We start from the raw sequence: 21,535 nt of genomic DNA, 5'->3' as shown, positions 1-21,535 counted from the left end.
ATTAGCGTCCTTCGCGGCGCCAGGCGATCAGCAACAGCGTGAGTGCCGCAAGGAACGTGAGCAAGCCCGGCATCAGCGGGGTTTGCGCCACACCGGCCACGACGTAATCGCCGTTGGCGCGGAAGCCGATCCAATGGCGCGTCGCCGAAATCTGCCCGCCCATGTCGCGGCCCGGGCGCACACGGCGCAATTCGGGCGCGCCGTCTTGCAGCCAAGCGATCTGGCCGCCGCTCGCCTCGGCCGCGGCGCGCATCAATTTGTCGGTCGTGCGCACATCGGCCGTTTCGGTCGGGTTGACCGCGCCGACGGCCGCGAGCGTGGAACGTTCGCCGTCGGTCAGGCGATAGAGGCCGGGTTTCTCCGCGACGAACACGGCCGTCTGCCGCCCGCCGCGCGAATCGGTCAGGCGCAACTCGGCCGAAAAATCATCGGGGCCTTGCACGCGCACGGGCGTCGAGACGGGATCGATCGCGCGGCGCTCGACCTCGACCCGGTTGCCGCGCACGCGCGCCTTCAGATCGTTCTCTTCGAGCTCGGGCTCCTTCATCAGCCAGTGCGCGACGCGGCGCAGCAGCTCGGCATGCGGGCCGCCGCCGTCATAGCCGCGCGCCCAGAGCCAGATATTGTCGCTCATCATCTGCGCCACACGGCCTTCGCCCACGCGGTCCAGCAACAGCAGCGGCCGCTCGCCCACGCCGTTCATCAGCACCTGGCCGCGGCGCGGCTCGGTATCGACATGGCGGAACCAGCGGCCCCATTCGGGCGTGGTGCCCGCCCCGCCGGGCAGATCGGCGGTCACCGGATGGCGCCGCCCGACCGGCGACAAGCCGGGCAGATACGATTGCTCGAATGTCTGGCCCGTCGGGATGCCGGGCATGATCTGGCCCAGCGGCGAATTGAACAGCGAATTCGGCGACGAGAAATTGGGGCCCACCGCGATCAGCAAGGCGCCGCCGCCGCGCACATAGCGCACGATATTGTCGAGATAGATCTGCGCCAGCACGTCGCGCCGCCGATAGCGGTCGAAGATCACAAGGTCGAACTCGCGCAGCTTCACCTCGAACAATTCGCGGATCGGGAAGGCGATCAGCGACAGCTCGCTCACCGGCGTGAAATCCTGCGCCTCCGGCGGGCGCAGAATGGTGAAGTGGACGAGATCGACGGCGGGGTCCGATTTCAGCAGATTGCGCCAGGTGCGCTCGCCCGAATGCGGTTCGCCGGTCACCAGCAGCACGCGCATGCGGTCGCGCACGCCGTTGACGACCACGACTTGGCGGTTGTTCTCCAGTGTCAATTCGCGCGGGCCCGGCTCGACCTCCAATTCGAAGATCGTCGTGCCTGGCTTGTCGATCTGGAACTCGACTTGCGTCGCCTCGCCCACCGGCGCTTGCACCGTGCGGAAGGGCACGCCGTCGCGCTTGATTTCGACGCGCGCCATCTGGCGCGCGGCACCCGGGCGCGGCGGCTCGCCTTCCTCGACCCTTATGGTCAGGAATTGCTGCTTGGCGACGATGGCGAAGGCGGGCGCTTCGTCGATCACCAAACGCCGGTCGATCTCGTTGCGGTTGCCCGCCAGCAGCGTGTGAATCGGGCCCGGCAGGTTGAGGCGCTGGATTTCCTCGGCAATACCCTTGGGCGCGTCGTGGACTTGGCCGTCGGTGACGACCGCCACGCCCGCGATGCGCCCGCGCGGCACGTCGGCGACCGCGCGTTCGATCGAGTCGAACAACCTTGTGCCGTCGGTGCCCACGCCGCCCGCACCGGCGCGCACCACGCGCACTTCCATATCGCGCTCGCGGCCCAAGCGATCGCGCAGCGCGTTGGCCGCGCGTTCCGCCCGCTCGGCGCGTTCGCCGATGCGCATCGACGCGGATTCGTCGACCACGACCAGCGCCACGTCGGGCAGCGATTGGCGTTGCTCGATCACCGCCAGCGGATTGGCGAGTGCGAGCAGCAAGCCCGCCAGCGCCGCCAAGCGCCACCCGGCGCCGCGCGCCTTGGCGAACAGCGCGTAGCCGACGACCGGCACGGCGATCAACGCCAGCAGCGCCAGCGCCCAGGCCGGGATCAATGGCGCGAAGGCGATCGAATATTCGGTCATCGGCGCATGCGATCCAGGATCGCGTCGACATGGACCTGATCGGCTTTGTAATTGCCGGTCAGCGCGTACATCACGAGGTTCACGCCGAAGCGCACGGCCAATTCGCGCTGGCCTTCGCCACCGGGCACGGCGGCGAACATCGCGCGGCCATTGCCGTCCAGCGCCCAGGCCGACGCCCAATCGTTCGCGCCGATGATGACGCTGGACACGCCGTCATTCTCGGTCGCGTCGGGCGCTTCGACCCAGACGGGGGCCCCCGTCACGCGGCCGGGAAATTCCTGCAGCAGATAAAACGCCTTGGTCAACACATGCGCGGGCGTGATGCGGCCCAGGCGCGGCAAATCCAGCGGACGCAGGATTTCGCGCAAGCGCTGCGCCGCCGGGCCGTTGCCGGCGGGGCCGATGAAATCGGCCTCGCGCGTGTCGAACAGGATCATGCCCCCGTCGGCGAGGAACCGCTTCACGCGTTGCAGCGCTTGGTCGCTGGGCCGGGGCACTTGCGGCGACACGGGCCAATAGAGCAGCGGATAGAAGCTCAGTTCGTCGCGCTCCACATCCACGCCCATCGGCGGCGCGGCATCGACCGCCGTGCGGCGCGCGAGCACGACGCCCAGGCCCGACAAACCGGCGCGGCTCACGTTGTCGATCTCGTCGCGCCCTGTCGTCACATAGGCGAAGCGCGTGAACAACGCGTTCTCCAGCCCCGTGCGTTCGTCGAATTGCGCTTGGGGGGCGGCGGGCGGGCGCGTCTGCGCATCCGCGTTCGTAGCACCCAGTGCGAATGTGGCGAGCAACACCGCACCGGCGGCGGAACCGGCGCGCCGGAAATTCAGCAGCCCGCGCAAGAACAGCGCGATCAGCAGATCGCCGACGACCAGCAGGAACGCCGCGATCAGCAGCGGCGGCTTGAAATCGACCTCGCGCGCGGGCGCGTAATCGGCGCGCGATACGCCGATCGGCAAGCTGCGCAAAGCGATCGGCGCTTCCATGCCTTGCGACAGGTTCAGCGCGCGCCGTGCGGTATCGGTGCCGTAATGGCCGGGCGGCGTGCGCGCCGACGCGGCTTGTGTGGCCAGCGCCTTGGCTTGCACGCCCGTCGCGGCGGGGAAGGGCGACACAAGCCGCCCGAACGCGTCGAGCGTGGCGACGGGGGCCAGCACCGCATCGCCGCCCGCATCGCCCGCGATCCCCTGGGAAAGCCCCAGCAAGCGGCGCAGCATTTCGACGTAAAGCCCCGAGAGCGGCAAATTCGACCATTCTGGCGAGGCGGTGACATGGACCATGACGAGCCAGCCTTCGCCGCGCTTGTCGGCCGTAACGAGGGGTGTTCCGTCGGTCAACCGCGCCCAGGTTTTTTGCGCGAGGTCGAGCGAGGGTTCGGCCAACACTTGGCGGCGCACGCGCAGATCATCGGGGACTTCCAGCCCCGCGAAGGCCGAGTCCGCGTCGAACGGCGCCAAGCCCAAAGGCTGATCCCAGGTCATGGCGCCGCCGAAGGCGCGCCCGCCCAAGCGCAGCGGAACGGGCACGAAATCGTCGTCGGCCTCGACGATGCGGGGGCCCGCGAAGCGCACGACCACGCCGCCGCGCCGCATCCAGGGTTCGAGTTGGGCGCGTTCCGCATCCGACAAGCGGCCCAGATCGGCGAGCAGCAGCACCGAGATTTCGCGCTGGAGCAGATCGGTCAATTCGCCCGCGCGCACTTCGGCGAAGGGCTGCAACGCGCGCTCCAGATAGAATTGATCGGCGAGCAGCGGCTGGTTCTGTTTTTCCTGCCCGCCCGACGCGACGATGCCGACGGGGCGGCGGCGCCAGCGCTCGTCGATCAGCGCGATCGATCCGGCGGTCGCTTGGCCTTCCACCTCGATGCGCGAGATCCGATTGCGCAATTCGGCCGGGATCGACAAGCGGGCGGTCGCTTGCGCCGCACCCGCTTCGAACAGCAAACGCTCGCGCGCCAGCAAGCGACCGTCGTCGCCGCGCGCCACGACGGCGCTGTCGATCGTGCCGCCGCTATCGGGGCGCGCCACGGTGACCGCGATCGCTTGCGCTTCGGACGATGGCGGCAGGATCAATTGCGCGCGGCGTTCGGGCGGGTCGGCGATATAGGTGACGGGGCCGATGCGTTGCAGCCGTTCGACCAGCGGATTGGTGTTCGGGTCTTCCAGCCCGTCGCCGAGATAATAGATCGCGGCGGCTTGCGCCGGCGCGTTCGCGTCCAACGCGGCCAAGGCCGCCGCGCGATCGGCTTGCCACGGCTTGGGCTCGAGCGCGCCGAGCAGCGAACGCGTTTCCTGCACCGTCGCCAAACGGCTGAGGCGCGGCGCTTCGCCGGAAAGATTGGGCGACGTGCTGAGCACCGTCACCGCGCGCACTTCGCGTTCGGCGCGGTCGAGGATTTGGTCGATCACCGTGCGCCGCCCGGCCCAATTCGCGGCCGACGCCCAATTGTCGTCGATCACGATCATCACCGGGCCGCTCGCCCCCAGCCGCGCCGCCGGATTGATGACCGGCTGGGCCAGTGCGAGGATGATCAACGCCGCGATCAGCAAACGCAGCAGCAGCAGCCACCAGGGCGTCTGTGCAGGCGTTTCCTCCTTCGGCTTCAAGCGCAGCAGCAGCGCGATCGCCGGGAAGGCGGCGCGGCGCGGCGCCGGTGGCGTCACGCGCAGCAGCCACCACAGCACGGGCAGGCCCGACAGGACGATCAGCCACCACGGCGACAGGAAGGCGAAGGCGGCGAAGAAACTCATCGTCCCGGGCCCTCCGCCAGCGCCAGCCACAGCGACATCAGCGGCAATTCGGGCCCGCGATCGGTGCGGTGCTGGTGATAGACCCAGCCATAGCCGCGCGCGAGATCGCGCAAGCCCGCGACATGGCTTTCGAACGCTGCGAGATAATCCTCGCGCACGGATTCCACGCGGCTGACCAGCAGCGCGCCGTCATCCTCCAAGCCTTCGAAGCGCGTGCGTCCCGAATAGGGCAAGCCCGCCTCGGCCGGATCGATGATGTGGACGAGATGCCCGCGCACGCCGGCTCCCGCGATCGATTTGATGCGTGCGTCGATTTCGTCGAGCGGGGCGAGGAAATCGCCGAACAACGCGCAACCCGCATGGCGCGGCAAACGCTGCGTGCGCGGCAAGCCGCCCGAGACTTGCGGCAAGGTCAGCATCAATTCGGCCAGGCGATTGACCGCGAATTTGCCGTGGGCGGGCGGGGCGCCGGTGCCCAGCAACGCCACGCGCTCGCCGCCGCGCGCCAGCAATGCGGCCAAGGCGAGCAGCAGCAATTCCGCGCGCTCCTGCTTGCGCGGCAGGCGCCTATCCGACGCCCAATCCATCGACGGCGAACGGTCGAGCCACAGATAGACGGTCTGTGCGGCTTCCCACTCGGTCTCGCGGACATAGACATGCGCAGATTTGGCGGTCTGGCGCCAATCGATGCGGTCGATCGTGTCGCCGGGCATGTAGCGGCGGAACTGCCAGAAGGTTTCGCCTTGGCCCGCACGCCGGCGCCCATGCACGCCTTGCGCGACCGTGGAGGCGACGCGATCGGCCGCGGCCAGCAACGCGGGCAATTTGCTCGCGAGCTGTTCGGCGGCCAAGCGCGTGCGCGTGGCCGTATCCGTCACCTTGCCGCTTTGCGTCGCCGCCGAAGCGCTCACGCGAGGGGCGCCACCAGCCGCTCGATGATGTTGTCGATCGTGATGCCTTCGGCGCGCGCGGCGAAAGACAGCGCCATGCGATGGCGCAGCACGGGGCCGGCCAGCGCCACGACGTCGTCGATCGACGGCGACAAGCGCCCGTCGAGCACGGCGCGCGCGCGGGCGGCCAGCATCAACGCTTGGCTGGCGCGCGGACCCGGGCCCCAGATCACGTGCTTCATCACCTCGTCCACGTTCGTTTCGGCCGGACGGCCCGAACGCACGAGTTTGAGGATCGCTTCGACCACCGATTCGCCCACGGGCACGCGGCGGATCAGCGTCTGCGCGGCTTTGAGTTCGGCGGCGGTCAGCGCTTGCTTGGGCTTCTCGTCATCGACGCCAGTCGTCGCGATCAGCATGCGCCGCTCGGCGTCCAGATCCGGGTAGTCGACATCGACCTGCAACAGGAAGCGGTCGAGCTGCGCTTCGGGCAGCGGATAGGTGCCTTCCTGTTCCAGCGGGTTTTGCGTCGCCAGCACGTGGAACGGATCGGGCAACTGGTGATAGACGCCGCCGACCGACACGCGGCGTTCCTGCATCGATTGCAGCAGCGCCGATTGGGTGCGGGGGGAAGCGCGGTTGATTTCGTCGGCCATCAACAACTGCGCGAAGACCGGCCCTTTGAGGAACCGGAATTCGCGCTTGCCGCTGTCGCTTTCCTCCAGCACTTCCGACCCGATGATATCGGCGGGCATGAGGTCGGGCGTGCATTGGACGCGCTTAGTGTCGAGGCCCAGCACGGTGCCGAGCGTGTCGACGAGCTTCGTTTTGGCGAGGCCGGGCACGCCGATCAGCAGCACATGGCCGCCGGCCAGCAGCGTGACCAGCGTTTGATCGATCACGTCCTTCTGGCCGAAAATGACGCGGCCGATACCTTCGCGGACTTTGGCGAGCGAGGTGCCGAGCGTTTCGAGCTCGGCCAGCAATTTATCGGGGTCTTCGGAAAGCGCGGGGGGTGCGACGGGAGCGTTCACGAGCGTTCGACCTTTCTCGGCAACGATGGCAAAACCTGTCCCTGAAGAAGAGTTTGGCGGTGCGGCGGGGGAGAGTCCAGCACCACTGGGTTTCGGCATGTCTGCGGCTATATCTCCCGTCGTTTCGGCGGTTTAAGATCGGTACGGATGTAGAGCGAAAGCCATGCCAGACGAGTCCACCCCCCAGATATCCACAGCGCTCGCGGGACTCGCGGCCCCGCGCGCCAAGACGGGCCCGGTCGAATCCGGCCCGGACGAAAGCTGCGGCGATTTCGGCCTGTCGATCGCGCGCGACGGCACATGGTTCCATCGCGGTACGCCGATCGGCCGGCTGGGGCTGGTCAAGCTGTTCGCGCGCGTGTTGCGGCGCGAAGCGGACGGGTCCTATTGGCTGGTCACCCCCTATGAACGCGGCACGATCGACGTGGCGGACGCGCCCTTCGTCGCCGTCGATGTCGATTTCGCGGGCGAGGGCGCTTCGCAGACCGTCACCTTGCGGACCAATTTGGACGAAACCGTGGCATTGGGCCCCGAGCATCCGTTGCGGGTCGCCGAGACGCCGGAGGGCGCGCGCATTCCTTATGTGTTGATAGCGCGCGGATTGGAGGCGCGAATCGCGCGCGCACCGTTCTATCGTCTGGTCGAACGCGCGGTCGAAACGCCCGGCGGCGGCCTGGGCGTGTGGAGCCAGGGCGCGTTCTTCGAATTGGGCCCGGTAACATGAGTGTTTCGTCCGATTGGATCCGTGCGCGTCTGGCGCAGACCGAGCCCGGCATTCGCCGGGCCGGGATCCGTATCCGCGGCGATCACGACGGCAATCCGGGTTTGGGACCGGCGCCGGACAAGCCCTTGCGCCCGGCGGCGGTGCTTGTGCCGCTGATCGCGCGGCCGGAAGGTTTGTCGGTGCTGCTGACCCAGCGCACCGCGCATCTGCACGATCATGCGGGCCAGGTGAGCTTCCCCGGCGGGCGGGTCGATGCCGGCGATGCCGACGCGCTCGCCGCCGCCTTGCGCGAGACCGAGGAGGAAATCGGGCTCGCGCGCAAACATATCGAAATCGTCGGCCGGCTCGACACGTATCAAACGCGTACGGCTTATCAGGTGACGCCGATCGTCGGCATCGTCACGCCGCCCTTCGATCTGGTGCCCGACGCATTCGAAGTCGCCGACATCTTCGAAATGCCCTTGGAATATGCGCTGAACGCGCGCAACCACGAACGGCATTCGAAGATTTTTCAAGGCATCGAACGGCATTTTTGGGTGCTACCCTATCGCGATCGTTACATCTGGGGAGCGACCGCGGGCATGCTTGTGAATCTCTACGAAGCGTTGACCGGCGAAGCGGCGGTTCCGCAACCGCCGGGATCGGCGTCGCGCGAATGACGCGGATCCTGCTTCAGATCGTTCTGCCGCTGATCCTGCCGTTCATCGTCTATGCGGCGTGGCTGTCGGTCGAACAGCGGCGCGCGGAAAAACTCGGGCGCGGCGAAGCGCCGACTTGGGCGGAAGCCCCGCTGGTGTGGCTGGCGGGGGCGGGGCTCGGCCTCGTGCTGATCGCGACGGCGGGGTTTGCGTTGCTGCAAGGCGGCGATAAATACGACGGGCAATACGTGCCCGCGCGCATCGAAGACGGGCGCATCGTGCCCGGCCATATCGAACGGCCTTAACGGAGCGAAGCGATGGACGGCGAACGCGACGAGCGCGGCGGCGGCGGACCCAAGCGGGCCAAGAACGTGCTGGGCCTGCCGCTCGCCGATTGCAGCCATGCCCCGCTGACCGGCTTTTTCCGCGACGGCTGCTGCAACACCGGCCCCACGGATCGCGGCGTGCATACCGTGTGCGCGGTGATGACGGCCGAATTCCTCGCCTTCTCCAAATCGCGCGGCAACGATCTGTCGACGCCGATGCCGCAATACGGGTTTCCCGGTTTGAAGCCGGGCGACCAATGGTGCTTGTGCGCCGCGCGCTGGCAGGAGGCCTTTCTGGCCGGCAAGGCGCCGAAGGTGAATTTGCGCGGCACCCATGTCGCCACGCTGGATATCTGCGCGCTCGACGATCTGAAGGCGCACGCCGCCGAAGACGTCTAAACTCCCGTTATGGATTCGACGCTCGACAAGCTGCCGTCATGGGCCGACGACGCGCCCGCGCGCGCCGTGTTGGCGGCCTTGGGGCCCGACGCGCGCTTCGTCGGCGGCTGCGTGCGCGATGCGCTGATCGGCGCCGTGCCGTTCGACATCGATATCGGCGTGCCTTATCCGCCCGAGGAAACGATCGCCAAACTCGCCGCCGCGAAATTGCGCGCGATCCCGACGGGGATCGAGCACGGCACGGTCACCGCGCTGACCGGCCCGGGGGCGCAAGCGGCGAAATACGAGATCACGTCCTTGCGCCGCGACGTGGAAACATTCGGCCGCCATGCGCGCGTCGCCTTCGACGCCGATTGGCGCGAAGATGCCGCGCGCCGCGACTTCACCATCAACGCGCTGTCGCTCGATCAAGCGGGCGCGCTCCACGATTATTTCGACGGGCGCGCCGATCTGGAAGCCGGCCGCGTGCGCTTCATCGGCGATGCCGCGACGCGCATCCGTGAAGACGTGTTGCGTATTTTGCGTTTCTTCCGTTTTCACGCGCGGTTCGCGCGCGGGGATTTCGACGGCGCATCGCTGGCGGCGTGTCGAAACGGCGCCGTGCTTCTGCCCAATCTGTCGGCCGAGCGTGTGTGCGGCGAGATGTTCCGCCTGCTCGCCGGACCAAGCGCTGCGCCGATGCTGGCGGCGATGCGCGAGGCGGGGCTTTTGGCGCATTGGCTGCCGGAAGCGGATGCGGCGGGTATTGCGCATATCGCCGCACTCGACGCGTTCGAAATCAAGTCGGGTGTCGCCGCCGATCCGATCCGCCGGCTCGCTTGTTTCGCCCTCGATACGCGCGATTTCGCGCGACGCTGGCGCTTGTCGAACGCGCAGGCCGCACGGCTCGAACGCTTGGTCCGGCCGCCGGCGCGGATCGACGCGGGCGGCGATGCGGCGGCGCTTGCGCGCGCGTTCTATTGGTTGGGGGACGATGCGCGCGATCGCGCGTTGATCGACGCGGCTTTGTTCGCCGATCCGGTACAGGCCGAAACCGTTTTCGCCGCCGCGAAAAAATGGGCGCGCCCGGTCTTGCCGATCGGCGGCGAAGATTTGCGCGCCGCGGGCGTGGCGCCGGGCCCCGCGATGGGCAACGCGTTGCGCGCGGCCGAACGCGCTTGGGTGGATTCGAATTTCTCTCTATCAAAAGAAAATCTACTGGCGCGCGCCGCAAAAAATGAACCGTAAAAATCTTCGCGCCAATCGTGCGTCGTTTCATACATAGGTATCGGCACCAAAAGATTGGCTACTTGAAGCGCCGATTCGCCGTGGATTTTTTAGGTTAACGCGCCCGCCCGCCGCGCTTTGCGCGTGCATCCGACCTGCGATTTAGGTATATGCGCAACGTCTCGCTTCCTCGTCGTTTCGGTCCGACTCGATATCGATGCTCGATTTCGCAGCCTCCGCACGCGCTGAAAGCCGGCGATTGCCTTTGCCGCCCGAAGACGGCACCTTCGCCGAAATGATCGCGCGCTGGAATGCGCAGCGGGGCGATTTGCCATTGCCGGCGCGCGGAATGGTGACGTTCGAGGCGATGTTGCCGATGGTCGGTCGCGTCAATCTGATCGATGTCGAGCCCAATCCGGCGAGCCCAAGCGGCTACGATTTCGTCTTTCGGCTGATCTGCACGGCGCGCGATCTGCGCGGGCGAATGCCGCCGCGCACGGTGGCGGAAGTGAAGCCCGCGATCCACGCCCTGACGATGGCGGCGGATTTCGCCGCTTGCGTGCGCGAGGGCGCGCCGACGGTCACGGAGGTCCATCTGTCCGACGGCGTTATGGAAGCATCGTTCCGCCGCCTGCTGCTGCCTTACGCGGCCGAAGCGGGCGAGACGCGCGTGGCGATGCTCGCGGCCTGCCTGCTCGACGGGCATGGCGTGCGCGAAGTGCTGCAAAGCCCGCGCTTCTCCGGCGGGCAGAGCTGAATTCTCAAGGCTGGGGCCCATCGGGCTGCGGAGGGCTTTCCTTGATCGATGAAATTAAGGCCTGGTTCGGCCGGGGAAAATATCGCCGACTTCTGCTGACGCGAGAGAACGCCAAGAGCTTGGTCGATTGGTTCGGTGCGCTACCTCAGAACGCCGAGGCGACCTTTAGCCGTGAGTCGGCTCTACGTGAATTCCCCAATCAACCGCTTGATCACACTTTTGATCGGCGTGTTCGAGAGGCGGTCCATAATGCGGTTGCCGCAAATGTGAGCTTCGATCGAAATTCACAACCGGACCCGATCGTATTGGGTAGCAGCGTGGATTTCCAGGAGACGCTCGTCGAAGGCCTGCGCGGGGTCTCGATCGACGCTGGCGGACGTTACGAGTTTCAGAATCTAAAGATCGGGCATATCGACGTCAGGCATCCATGCGACCTGAAACTGAAGGCCTGCCAAGTCGGCCGACTTAGAGTCCGTGAGAATATGAGGATCAAGCTAAAACTCCATCATTGCACGATCCGGCGGATTGTATTTGAGCCCAGCGCCTTGCGTGTTTTTCGGTCGGTCGGCGGATACGCGCTGGATCTCGCCTTGCCGGCAGCGAATGAAGGCAATCCGTTCGTGGGCGAAGTCACGATCACTGATACTCAGTTTCCGGCCCGTTCTTGGGGCTTGCCGCTCTTGACGGCGCAAGCTTATCGCAACATGCAGGCGCACCTGACGGCGTTGAAAAATGTGCCGTTGCGCGATCATTTTCATGCACTTGAACTGCGGTTTGAGCGCACAGAAGGTGGGTGGAATTTCCAGGGGCTGATGAGCTGGATCTACGATTGGACATCCAATTATGGCCAGTCCGCTGGCCGTCCAATGGTGTGGCTTTTTGTGTTGGCCGCATTGAGCGCGGCATTTTCCTATTGCTTCGACTTGGCTGTTTTCGTCGAGGAGAGCCCGAAAGGTTGGCGGGAGATTTTCACCCTGTGTGAGCCGACAGCCTATCGCTTTGATGTGACATGCAATGCGCTGAAGGCCGCTTTTCTGTCTGTGTCGCAGATCACCAACCCGCTCGGACTTTTTAACAAGGAACCGATCATCGTGGCCCGGGATTGGTGGTGGGCTCTCGCTTTGACAGTACAGGGCCTTGTGTCGGCGGTACTCGTTGCGCTGACCTTGCTCGCGATCCGCCGAAAGTTTCGAACTCAGGAATAGCGGCCCTGATTACGGCCAGCCGACGTCGGGCGGCAGGCTCATCAAGATCGCCTCGACATTGCCGCCGGTTTTGAGGCCGAAGGTCGTGCCGCGATCGTAGAGCAGGTTGAACTCGACATAGCGCCCGCGCCGCATGCGTTGATGCTCGCGCTCCTCCGCCGTCCAGGGTTCGCGCATATGCGCGCGAACCAGCGGCGGGAACGCGTCGAGGAAGGCGAGGCCCACATCGCGGGTGAAGGCGAAATCCTTCTCCCAATCGCCCGTGCCGTGCTTGTCGCCGAGATTGTCGAAGAAGATGCCGCCCACGCCGCGCGGCTCGTTGCGATGGGGCAGGAAGAAATATTCGTCGCACCATTTTTTGAAGTGCGGGTAGTAGGCGGGATCGTGCTTGTCGCACGCGGCCTTATACGCGGCATGGAAATGCGCCGTGTCGGGTTCGTGCGGCACCATCGGCGTCAAATCGCCGCCGCCGCCGAACCAGGCTTTGGTCGTCACGATATGGCGCGTGTTCATATGCGTGGCCGGCACTTTGGGCGAGCGCATGTGTGCCACCAGCGAAATGCCCGACGCCCAGAAGCGCGGATCCTCGGCCGCCCCCGGCATGTTCTTGGCGAATTCGGGCGCGAAGCTGCCGAACACGGTCGAGATATTCACGCCGACTTTTTCGAACACGCGGCCCTTCATCAGCGAGATCGTGCCGCCGCCGCCGGGTGCGCCCGAATGATCGGTGCGCGCCCAGTCTTTGCGCTCGAACCGTCCGGCCGGCATCGCGGCATGGGAACCCACATCGAGCTCGTCCTCGATCTTCTCGAATTCGGCGCAGATCCGGTCGCGAAGTTCGCGAAACCAGGCTTGGGCGCGGGCTTTGCGGGCGTCGATATCGGTCATGATGTTCGCTGTTCGGGAAACGCGCCGAGCTGGCGCAAGGCTTCGCCCGCCGCGATCCCGGCGGCGATGGCGACGTTGAGGGAGCGGGTCCCGGCCGCGACCGGGATCACCACCCGCGAATCGGCCGCGTCGTGGACCGCGTCGGGCACGCCCGCGCTTTCCCGGCCCAGCAGTAACGTATCGCCGGGGGCGAAGCGAAAATCGGGCAGGGGGGTGGCGCCCTTGGTGGTCAGCAGGACCAGCCGAGGCGGGCGCGCGGCCGCCATATAACGTGTCCAGCTCGTATGGCGGGCGAGGTCGACCCGGTCGAGGTAATCCATGCCCGCGCGGCGCAATTTGGGCTCGGACCACACGAATCCGCAGGGTTCGACGATATCCACGCCCAAATCGAAACAGGCCGCCAGGCGCAAAATCGTCCCAACATTGGGGGCGATATCGGGCTCGTAGAGCGCAAGGCGGATCGGGGCCGGCATGGCGGGACCCTACAAGGGGGCGGGGCCGGGGGCAAAGTGCCGTCTTCGCAGGGCGTTTTTGGGGAATAGCCCTCCAAGACTTTGCATCCGGCCGGACGATGTTCTATACCCGCACCGCCGGTGACCGGGGGGCGGGGTGCTGGCGATTCGTCGTGACCCAACCCCCCGTTTTCGGCATTTCCGGGGGCCTGCGGCAACGCGTCGCAGGTCTCGATCGTGCGCCGGTCCACTCTACCCCTTAAGCAGTGGGGTCTTGGATTGTGGGCGCACGTCCCGGCGTGGCAAATTCGGGCGTGTTTTCGCCCGGCGCCGCGTCGGGCGGGCGAAAAGGTTTGAATTCGCGAAGGGCGGCTTCCCTTCGCGGAATGGGATCACGAGAGGGACGAGGCATGGCTCAGCCGGGTTCGACCACCATTACCGAAGGGGAAGGCCGCAAGCACCCCGACGGCACGACGCGCCGGGACTTTTTGTATCTGTCCGCCGGCGCCTTCGCCGGGACGGGTGCGGCCCTTACCGGGTGGGCGTTCATCCACTCGATGAACCCCGCCGCCGACGTGCTGGCGCTGGCCTCGACCGAGGTCAATTTGGCGCCCATCGCCGTCGGTCAGGCGATCACCGTCACCTGGCGCGGCAAGCCCGTGTTCGTGCGTCACCGCACGGCCGAGGAAATCGCCAAGGCCAAGGAAGACGACAAGGCCGCTTTGCCCGACCCGCAGCCCGATTCGCGCCGCGTGCAGAAGCCCGAATGGCTCGTCCTGATCGGCGTGTGCACCCATCTGGGTTGCGTGCCGCTCGGGCAGAAGCCGACCGACGCCAAGGGCGATTTCGGCGGCTGGTTCTGCCCCTGCCACGGTTCGCACTACGACACGTCGGGCCGCATCCGCCGCGGGCCGGCGCCGCTGAACCTGGCCGTGCCGAGCTATGCTTTCACCAACGACACCACCATCCGGATCGGCTGAGGCGCATCATGGCCAAGTACGATTACGTTCCTTCGCCCTTCATGGCGAATTCGATCGTGAAGTGGGTGGACCATCGTCTGCCGATCTTCTCGCTGATCGACCACGAGCTCATCAAATATCCCGCCCCGCGCAACCTGAACTACCTGTGGAACTTCGGGTCGCTCGCCGGGATCATGCTGGTGGTGATGATCCTCTCCGGCATCTTCCTCGCCATGAACTACAACCCGTCGACGGCGGGCGCGTTCGACTCGGTCGAGCGCATCATGCGCGACGTGAACTATGGCTGGCTGATCCGCTACATCCACATGAACGGCGCCTCGATGTTCTTCATCGTGGTGTATATCCACATCCTGCGCGGCCTCTATTACGGCTCGTACAAATATCCGCGCGAGATTTTGTGGTGGCTCGGCATCGTCATCTTCATCGCGATGATGGCGACGGCGTTCATGGGTTACGTGCTGCCCTGGGGCCAGATGTCGTTCTGGGGCGCCACGGTCATCACGAACCTGTTCTCGGCCTTCCCGATCGTGGGCGAGCATATCGTGCTGTGGCTGTGGGGCGGTTTCTCGGTCGACAACCCGACCCTCAACCGCTTCTTCGCGCTGCACTACCTGCTGCCCTTCGTGATCGCGGGCGTGGTGCTGCTGCATCTCTGGGCGCTGCATGTCCATGGCTCGAACAACCCGCTCGGGATCGACGCCAAGGGCCCGCAGGACAAGATCCCGTTCCACCCGTACTACACGGCGAAGGACGCGTTCGGCCTGGCGGTGTTCCTGATCTTCTTCGCCTATTTCGTGTTCTTCAGCCCCTACACGCTGGGTCATCCGGACAATTGGATCGAAGCCAATCCGCTGGTGACGCCCGCGCATATCGTGCCGGAATGGTACTTCCTGCCGTTCTACGCCGTGCTGCGCGCCGTACCCGATAAGCTGGGCGGCGTGTTGCTGATGTTCGGCGCGATCGCGATCCTGTTCCTGCTGCCTTGGCTCGACACCAGCCGCGTGCGCTCGGCGCGTTTCCGCCCGGTCTATCGCGTGTTCTTCTGGCTGTTCGTCGTCTGCTGCTTGGCGCTGGGCTGGGCGGGGCAGATGCCGGCCGAAGGCGTGCCGCTGCTCGTCGGGCAGTTCGCGACGGTCTGGTACTTCGCGCATTTCCTGGTGATCCTGCCGTTGCTCGGCTGGTTCGAACGTCCGCTGCCGCTGCCCGCCTCGATCGCCGAGCCGGTCTTGGGCGGGGGCAAAGCGGGTATGGTTGCGGCGAGCAAGCCGATGGAGAAGGCGTAATGCGCACGGCGAAACTTCTGATCGCTTCGGTTCTGGCGTTTGGCTTGGGGCTCGGCGCGGCTTCGGCCGCCGAGACGCCCAAGGTGCCGACCCAGAAATGGGCGCATACCGGCTTCTTCGGCACCTTCGATCGCGCGGAATTGCAGCGCGGTTATCAGGTCTACAAGGAAGTCTGCGCGGCGTGCCACGCGATGCACCAGATCCGCTTCCGCAACCTGGCCGGTATCGGTCTGTCGGAAGCCGAGATCGCGGCCATCGCGAAGGAATACGAGGTCACCGACGGCCCGAACGACGAAGGCGAAATGTTCCAGCGCCCGGCCCGCCCGTCGGATCGCTTCAAGTCGCCCTTCCCGAACCAGCAGGCGGCGCGCGCGGCCAATGGCGGCGCTTACCCGCCCGATCTGTCGCTGATCGTGAAGAACCGCGTGGGCGGCGAGAACTACATCTACGCGCTGCTGACCGGCTACAAGGAAACGCCGCCGGCCGGCGTCACGCTGATGGAGGGGATGAACTACAACGACTGGTTCCCCGGCCATCAGATCGGCATGGCGTCGCCGCTGTCGGACGACCGCGTGACCTACGCGGACGGCACCAAGGCGACGTTGGCGCAGCAAGCGCACGACGTGTCGGTGTTCCTCACCTGGGCGTCTAGCCCCCATCTCGAGGCGCGCAACTCGCTGGGCGTGAAGGTGATGCTGTTCCTCATCATCCTCGCGGGCTTGCTCTACGCCACGAAGCGTCGCGTGTGGCGCGACATCAAGCACTAAGCTTTCAAGCCTTCGGGCTCGAACGGGAAAGGCCGGCGGATCGCTCCGCCGGCCTTTTTCGTTGGCGCACCGAGCTGGCGTGAATTCAACCGATGGCTAAGCGCTCCACGGCCGCGGCGAGTTCGGCGGGGCCGGCTTGCTTGGCGAGGATTTCGTCGGCCCCGGCAAGCCGCATCGCGCTGCCGCCGGCGCGATAGGAATCGAAATTCCCCGACATGCCCAGGATCGCGATGTTGCGGCTGCGCTTGCGGATCGAGGCGACGGCTTGAATCCCGTTCTCGCGCGGCATCACCAGATCGACGATCGCGACGGCGGGCGCCATGCCCTTGTCGATCTCCGCCAGCGCTTCGTCGAGCGTTTCGGCCGCGACCACCGCGAAGCCGCGCTTTTCCAGCACGGCGGTGGCGATTTCGCGCCAGGTGCGGTCGTCGTCGAGAATCAGGATCGTTTTCGGCGTGGGGGTGCTGTTCATCGCGGTATGTTTACGCCATTCGCGCCGCGTCCGGAACCATGCACATGTAAAATTTGCAGCCGGTTGAACGACCGGCGGAATCGGCTATACCAACCCCCGAAAACGCGTTTCCGCAGGATCGAACCGGGAGCCTCGCTTATGTCCGCCACCGCCTCGCACAGCGCCACGCCGCCCAAGCTCGGGGTCATCGGCGGATCGGGCGTTTACGACATTCCCGGTCTCGCGAATGTCCGCTGGCGGAAGGTCGAAACGCCGTGGGGCGATCCGTCCGACGAGCTGATGTTCGGCGAGCTCGACGGGCAGGAAATCGTGTTTCTGCCGCGCCACGGCCGCGGGCATAAACTGTCGCCGACGGACCTCAATTTCCGCGCCAATATCGACGCGTTGAAGCGCGTGGGCGTGACCGAGATCGTCTCGGTTTCCGCCGTCGGCTCGCTGAAGGCCGAATTGCCGCCCGGACATTTCGTCATCATCGATCAGTTCATCGACCGCACCTTCGCGCGCGAGAAGAGCTTCTTCGGCACGGGCCTCGTCGCCCATGTGTCGATGGCGCATCCGGTGTGCGGGCGCTTGGGCGACCATCTGGAGGAATCCTGCAAGGCGCTGAAGCTGCCTTACACGCGCGGCGGCACCTATATGGTGATGGAAGGCCCGCAATTTTCCAGCAAAGCGGAGAGCGAGCTTTACCGGTCCTGGGGCTGCTCGGTCATCGGCATGACCAACATGCCCGAGGCGAAGCTCGCGCGCGAGGCCGAGCTTTGCTACGCGACCGTCGCGATGGTGACCGATTACGATTGCTGGCACCCCGATCACGACCACGTCACGGTCGACGCGGTCATCAAAGTGTTGCTCGCCAATGCCGACAATGCGCGCGCGTTGGTGAAGGCCGTGGCGCCGAAGCTCCAATCGCGCACCCATGTTTGCGACAAGGGCTGCCATACGGCGCTGGAAGCCGCCCTGATCACCGCACCCCAAGCGCGCGATCCGAAAATGGCCGCGAAGCTCGACTGCGTCGCCGGCCGCGTTTTGAAGAAGGCTTGAATTTCGATATGAAGAATCTCTACTCCGACGCCGACGCCAAGGCCGCCATCGCGCATTACACGGCGAAATACGCCGCCAAAGGCTGCAACGAAGATCTGGCGATCCGCACCTACACCACGCGCCTGCTCGGCGGCGTGGGGCAATTGGTGCTGCATGGCGGCGGCAACACGTCGGTCAAGACGCGGATGAAGGACCAGTTCGGCGACGACGTCGACGTGCTCTGCGTCAAAGGCTCGGGCTGGGATATGGGCCAGATCGAACCGCCGGGCCTGCCGGCCGTGCGCCTCGATCCGCTGCGCCGCTTGGCGACACTCGACAAGCTGACCGACGAAGACATGGTCAATTTCCAGCGTGTGAACATGCTGGATTCGTCGGGCCCCAACCCGTCGGTCGAGACGATCTTCCACGCGTTCCTCGCGCCCAAATTCATCGACCACACGCATGCCAATGCCGTGCTGTCGGTTTCCGATCACGCCAACGGCATGGACATTCTGCGCGAGGTCTATGGCGACAAGGCGCCGGTCGTCGAATATGTGATGCCGGGTTTCGCGCTCGCCAAAATGGCGGGCGAGGCGGCGGCGAAAGCCAAGGGCGCTTGGGGCTTGGTGCTACACAAGCATGGCATCTTCTCGTGGGGCGACACCGCGAAGGAAGCCTATGACCGCATGATCGCGCTGGTGACGATGGCGGAAGAGCGCATCGCCAAAGCTGGTCGTCGCGCGTTCCCGGGCGTGACGTTGCCCGCGAAGATCGCCTCGGCGACCGATGTGGCGCCGATCCTGCGCGGTGCCATCGCCGCGGGCGAGAAGCGCTTCGTGATGGAATTGCGCAACACGGCCGACGTGATGAACTTCGTCAACGGCGCCGAATTGTCGCGCTATTCGCAAGCCGGCGTCATCACGCCCGACCATGTGATCCGCACCAAGAACCGCCCGATGATCGTGCCCGCCCCGAAGGCAGACGATCTGGCGGGGTTCGCCGACGCGGTGAAGCAGGCGCGCGCGCAATACGACGCGGACTACACCGCGTATTTCGAGCGGCATAACGCGCGTGTCGGCGGCATCAAGAAAATCCTCGATACCGCCCCGCGCGTCGTGCTGGTGCCGGGTCTTGGCGCCTTCTGTGCCGGCATCACCGCCAAGGACAGCGCCATCGCCGGCGATCTGGTCGAGGCCGCGGCCGCGACCATCGCCGACGCCGAAGGGATCGGCCCGTTCGAAAGCGTGACCGAGGGCGATCTGTTCGACGTCGAGTACTGGTCGCTGGAACAAGCCAAGCTCGGCAAATCGGCCGAGAAGCGCTTGCAGCGCCATGTGGCGCTCGTCACCGGCGGCGGTTCAGGCATCGGTGCGGCGAGCGTTGCAGCTTTCGCGGCGGAAGGCTGCGAAGTCGTCGTGCTGGATCGCGACGGCGAGGCGGCCAAAGCGGTCGCCAAGAAATTCGGCGGTTTGGGCCTCGCCTGCGACGTGACGAAGGAAAGCGACGTGCGCGCGGCGTTCGATGCGGCCGCGTTGCGCTTCGGCGGCGTCGATATCGTCGTGTCCAATGCCGGGGCGGCGTGGGGCGGCAAGATCGGCGAGGTCGACGACAAGACGATGCGCGAATCCTTCGAACTCAATTTCTTCGCGCATCAAACCGTCGCCAAGAACGCCGTGCGCGTGATGAAGGCGCAAGGCATGGGCGGCTGCCTGTTGTTCAACGTGTCGAAGCAGGCGGTCAATCCGGGCCCGGATTTCGGGCCCTATGGCTTGCCCAAGGCGGCGACGATGTTCCTGCTGCGCCAATACGCCGTCGATTACGGTTCGATCGGCATTCGCGCCAACGGCATCAACGCCGATCGCATCCGCACCGGCCTGCTGACCGACGCGATGATCGCCACGCGCTCGAAGGCGCGCGGCCTGACCGAGAAGGATTATATGGGCGGCAATCTGCTCGGCCGCGAAGTGACCGCGCAGGACGTGGCGCAAGGTTTCGTCGCGCTGGCGCTGGCGCGCGCGACGACCGGCGCCGTGCTGACCGTAGATGGCGGCAACATCGCCGCGGCTTTGCGATGAAGCCGCTCGCCGGGATCGACCATGCGCTCGTCGGCGTGGCCGATCTCGAAGCCGCGCGCGAATTGTGGACGCGGCTGGGTTTCACGCTGTCCCCGCGCGGCCGTCACAAAGGCTGGGGAACCGGCAATTACTGCGCGATGTTCGCACATGACTATGTCGAGTTGCTCGGCATCGTCGATCCCGCCGGCTTCGACAACGGCTTGAACGCGATGCTGGCGGCGCAAGGGCCGGGCTTGCTCGGCTTCGCGGTGGCGACGGGCGATATCGACGCGGCTTCCGCGTTCCTCGCCAAAGGCGGCATTCCGCATGAACGGAAATCTTTATCCCGATTGCTGGAATTGCCCGAAGGCGATGTCGAGCCGGCGTTCGACCTCGCCATGCCGCAAAAGCCTTATCCGGCGGGCATGAAGCCCTTCGTTTGCGCGCATCTCACGCGCGATCTGGTGTGGCGCCCGGAATGGATGCGCCATGCGAATACGGCGACCGGGATCGCGTCGCTGACCTTCGTGGCCGACGATCCCATCGCGTTGCGCGATCCGTTCGAAACGATTTTGGGCTTGGGGGCGGTGACCGCGACCGACGATACGCTCGCCGTGCGCTGGGGCACGGGCGCCCCGCTGATGATCGTGAAGCCCGACGATTTGTCGTTCCTGCATCCGGCCGTCGCGTCGGACGAGCCCGTGCGGATGGGCTTCGCCGGCATGACGATCGCGGTCGCCGACGGGGCCGCCGCGCGCGCGGCGTTGAAGGCGGGCGGATTCGATTACGAAAAGGATCTCGCCGGGGCCGTGCATGTGGCCCCGGACGAAGCCGGCGGTCTCGCCCTTAGTTTCGAGTCCGTTTAGCCCGCGTAGCGGCGCAGGAATTCCTTGGTGCGTTCGCGCGCCTTGTCGGCCGACGGCTTGTCGTAGGCGCCGCGCGCTTCGCAGCTGAAACCGTGCCCGGCGGGATAGACGAACAGATCGGCGTCGGGCAGGGCCCGGCCGACTTTCTCGACGTCCGACATCGGGATCGAATGGTCGGTCTCGCCGAAATGGAACAGGACCGGGCAGCGCGCGGTCTCGTTCAGATGTTGGACGACCCCGCCGCCGTAATAGGAGACGCAGGCGTCCAGGCCGGTGACGCGGGTGGCCGCGAGCCAGGCCAGCGTGCCGCCCCAGCAATAGCCGATAACCGCGATTTTGGTGCAGCCGGCCCGTTGCAGGGCCAGGGCGCAGGCCGCCACGTCGGTCACGGCTTTGTCGTTGGGGACCTTGCCGCGGATATCGCGGCCCTTGGCGATGTCGTCCTCGCCATAGCCAAGCTCGATCCCGGGGGTCACCCGGTCGAACAGAGCCGGCGCGATCGCCAAATACCCGTCATACCCATAGGAATCCGTGGTTTTCCGGATGTGCTCGTTGAGCCCGAAAATCTCCTGGAGGATCACCAGTCCGGCCTTGGGCTTGCCGGGCGGGTCGGAACGCCACGCCTGGAACTTATGCCCGTCCGCCGCCTGTAGCTCGATCGGATGACCCATCCGTTTCCCCGTTGTTCTTGCGCGGGATTCCGCGCCGGATTCGCCGTTC

Annotated in this window: 21 protein-coding genes; 13 read left to right on the top strand and 8 right to left on the bottom strand. The window is 65.9% G+C overall.

Annotated elements, in window-relative coordinates:
• Nucleotide 1 precedes the first annotated feature (1 nt).
• The 4 genes from J0H39_16160 to J0H39_16145 are packed head-to-tail and all read right to left on the bottom strand — an operon-like array spanning nt 2 to nt 6,877.
• Nucleotides 2-2,101, bottom strand: a complete 2,100-nt coding sequence (locus tag J0H39_16160) for a hypothetical protein (protein ID MBN9498290.1) — start codon at nt 2,099-2,101, stop codon at nt 2-4.
• The gene (locus tag J0H39_16155; GenBank protein MBN9498289.1) at nt 2,098-4,854 is read right to left on the bottom strand and encodes a DUF4159 domain-containing protein; all 2,757 of its coding nucleotides are present in this window, start codon (nt 4,852-4,854) and stop codon (nt 2,098-2,100) included. Before J0H39_16155 ends, J0H39_16160 begins: the two co-directional genes overlap by 4 nt.
• The gene (locus J0H39_16150) at nt 4,851-5,732 is read right to left on the bottom strand and encodes a DUF58 domain-containing protein (protein MBN9498288.1); all 882 of its coding nucleotides are present in this window, start codon (nt 5,730-5,732) and stop codon (nt 4,851-4,853) included. The genes J0H39_16155 and J0H39_16150 overlap by 4 nt, the downstream gene beginning before the upstream one ends.
• A gap of 29 nt (nt 5,733-5,761) precedes the next feature.
• Complete coding sequence (locus tag J0H39_16145) at nt 5,762-6,877, bottom strand: MoxR family ATPase (GenBank protein ID MBN9498287.1); 1,116 nt, start codon at nt 6,875-6,877, stop codon at nt 5,762-5,764.
• 64 nt (nt 6,878-6,941) lie between these two features.
• Here J0H39_16145 and J0H39_16140 point away from each other — a divergent pair, with 64 nt between their 5' ends.
• The 7 genes from J0H39_16140 to J0H39_16110 all read left to right on the top strand — a co-directional run bounded on the left by J0H39_16140 (nt 6,942) and on the right by J0H39_16110 (nt 12,033).
• Nucleotides 6,942-7,502, top strand: a complete 561-nt coding sequence (locus J0H39_16140; protein MBN9498286.1) for a DUF1285 domain-containing protein — start codon at nt 6,942-6,944, stop codon at nt 7,500-7,502.
• Entirely contained in the window at nt 7,499-8,161 is a 663-nt protein-coding gene (locus tag J0H39_16135; GenBank protein ID MBN9498285.1) for a CoA pyrophosphatase, read from the top strand. The genes J0H39_16140 and J0H39_16135 overlap by 4 nt, the downstream gene beginning before the upstream one ends.
• On the top strand, nt 8,158-8,445 hold the full coding sequence (locus tag J0H39_16130) for a hypothetical protein (GenBank protein MBN9498284.1): 288 nt from the start codon (nt 8,158-8,160) through the stop codon (nt 8,443-8,445). The genes J0H39_16135 and J0H39_16130 overlap by 4 nt, the downstream gene beginning before the upstream one ends.
• Before the next feature lie 12 nt (nt 8,446-8,457).
• The gene (locus tag J0H39_16125; GenBank protein MBN9498283.1) at nt 8,458-8,865 is read left to right on the top strand and encodes a DUF2237 domain-containing protein; all 408 of its coding nucleotides are present in this window, start codon (nt 8,458-8,460) and stop codon (nt 8,863-8,865) included.
• Between the two features lie 9 nt (nt 8,866-8,874).
• A complete protein-coding gene (locus tag J0H39_16120) occupies nt 8,875-10,092 on the top strand; it encodes a CCA tRNA nucleotidyltransferase (protein ID MBN9498282.1) in 1,218 nt (405 codons plus the stop codon).
• A gap of 196 nt (nt 10,093-10,288) precedes the next feature.
• On the top strand, nt 10,289-10,828 hold the full coding sequence (locus tag J0H39_16115) for a hypothetical protein (protein MBN9498281.1): 540 nt from the start codon (nt 10,289-10,291) through the stop codon (nt 10,826-10,828).
• Nucleotides 10,829-10,869: 41 nt separating this feature from the next.
• A complete protein-coding gene (locus J0H39_16110; protein MBN9498280.1) occupies nt 10,870-12,033 on the top strand; it encodes a hypothetical protein in 1,164 nt (387 codons plus the stop codon).
• 9 nt (nt 12,034-12,042) lie between these two features.
• Here J0H39_16110 and hemF read toward each other — a convergent pair whose 3' ends face one another.
• Both hemF and J0H39_16100 read right to left on the bottom strand, forming a co-directional pair.
• Nucleotides 12,043-12,921 carry an oxygen-dependent coproporphyrinogen oxidase gene (gene hemF / locus J0H39_16105; GenBank protein ID MBN9498279.1) on the bottom strand — a complete coding sequence of 293 codons (879 nt, stop codon included), beginning with the start codon at nt 12,919-12,921 and terminating at the stop codon, nt 12,043-12,045.
• Nucleotides 12,918-13,382 carry a tRNA methyltransferase gene (locus J0H39_16100; protein ID MBN9498278.1) on the bottom strand — a complete coding sequence of 155 codons (465 nt, stop codon included), beginning with the start codon at nt 13,380-13,382 and terminating at the stop codon, nt 12,918-12,920. The genes hemF and J0H39_16100 overlap by 4 nt, the downstream gene beginning before the upstream one ends.
• Before the next feature lie 401 nt (nt 13,383-13,783).
• Between J0H39_16100 and petA the strand changes: the two genes are divergently transcribed.
• From petA to J0H39_16085, 3 genes are read left to right on the top strand one after another with little or no spacing between them, the layout of a single operon-like run.
• A complete protein-coding gene (gene petA / locus J0H39_16095; protein ID MBN9498277.1) occupies nt 13,784-14,353 on the top strand; it encodes a ubiquinol-cytochrome c reductase iron-sulfur subunit in 570 nt (189 codons plus the stop codon).
• Between the two features lie 41 nt (nt 14,354-14,394).
• Nucleotides 14,395-15,636, top strand: a complete 1,242-nt coding sequence (locus J0H39_16090; GenBank protein MBN9498276.1) for a cytochrome b N-terminal domain-containing protein — start codon at nt 14,395-14,397, stop codon at nt 15,634-15,636.
• Nucleotides 15,636-16,403: a cytochrome c1 gene (locus J0H39_16085; protein ID MBN9498275.1), complete on the top strand. Its 768-nt coding sequence runs from the start codon at nt 15,636-15,638 to the stop codon at nt 16,401-16,403. Before J0H39_16090 ends, J0H39_16085 begins: the two co-directional genes overlap by 1 nt.
• Before the next feature lie 85 nt (nt 16,404-16,488).
• On the opposite strand, the gene J0H39_16080 is transcribed toward J0H39_16085, so the two are convergent.
• Complete coding sequence (locus tag J0H39_16080) at nt 16,489-16,875, bottom strand: response regulator (GenBank protein MBN9498274.1); 387 nt, start codon at nt 16,873-16,875, stop codon at nt 16,489-16,491.
• A 138-nt stretch (nt 16,876-17,013) separates the two neighbouring features.
• On the opposite strand from J0H39_16080, the gene J0H39_16075 reads away from it, so the two are divergent.
• Genes J0H39_16075 through J0H39_16065 form a run of 3 tightly spaced genes read left to right on the top strand, consistent with a single transcriptional unit; the run spans nt 17,014 to nt 20,815 of the window.
• On the top strand, nt 17,014-17,916 hold the full coding sequence (locus tag J0H39_16075) for an S-methyl-5'-thioadenosine phosphorylase (GenBank protein ID MBN9498273.1): 903 nt from the start codon (nt 17,014-17,016) through the stop codon (nt 17,914-17,916).
• A gap of 8 nt (nt 17,917-17,924) precedes the next feature.
• Nucleotides 17,925-19,970 carry a bifunctional aldolase/short-chain dehydrogenase gene (locus J0H39_16070; protein ID MBN9498272.1) on the top strand — a complete coding sequence of 682 codons (2,046 nt, stop codon included), beginning with the start codon at nt 17,925-17,927 and terminating at the stop codon, nt 19,968-19,970.
• Nucleotides 19,967-20,815 (top strand): VOC family protein, encoded by an 849-nt coding sequence (locus J0H39_16065; protein MBN9498271.1) that lies wholly within the window; start codon nt 19,967-19,969, stop codon nt 20,813-20,815. The genes J0H39_16070 and J0H39_16065 overlap by 4 nt, the downstream gene beginning before the upstream one ends.
• Here the strand turns inward: J0H39_16065 and J0H39_16060 are convergent.
• Nucleotides 20,812-21,486, bottom strand: coding sequence for a dienelactone hydrolase family protein (locus J0H39_16060; protein ID MBN9498270.1), 675 nt, complete (start codon nt 21,484-21,486; stop codon nt 20,812-20,814). The two genes, J0H39_16065 and J0H39_16060, sit on opposite strands and share 4 nt — an antisense overlap.
• Nucleotides 21,487-21,535: the final 49 nt, after the last annotated feature.

This window comes from Alphaproteobacteria bacterium (assembly GCA_017308135.1).
In the GTDB taxonomy this organism is placed as follows: Bacteria; Pseudomonadota; Alphaproteobacteria; order CACIAM-22H2; family CACIAM-22H2; genus Tagaea.
Note: the sequence above shows the minus strand (reverse complement) of the source record. Positions and strands in the feature narration are given on the sequence as shown.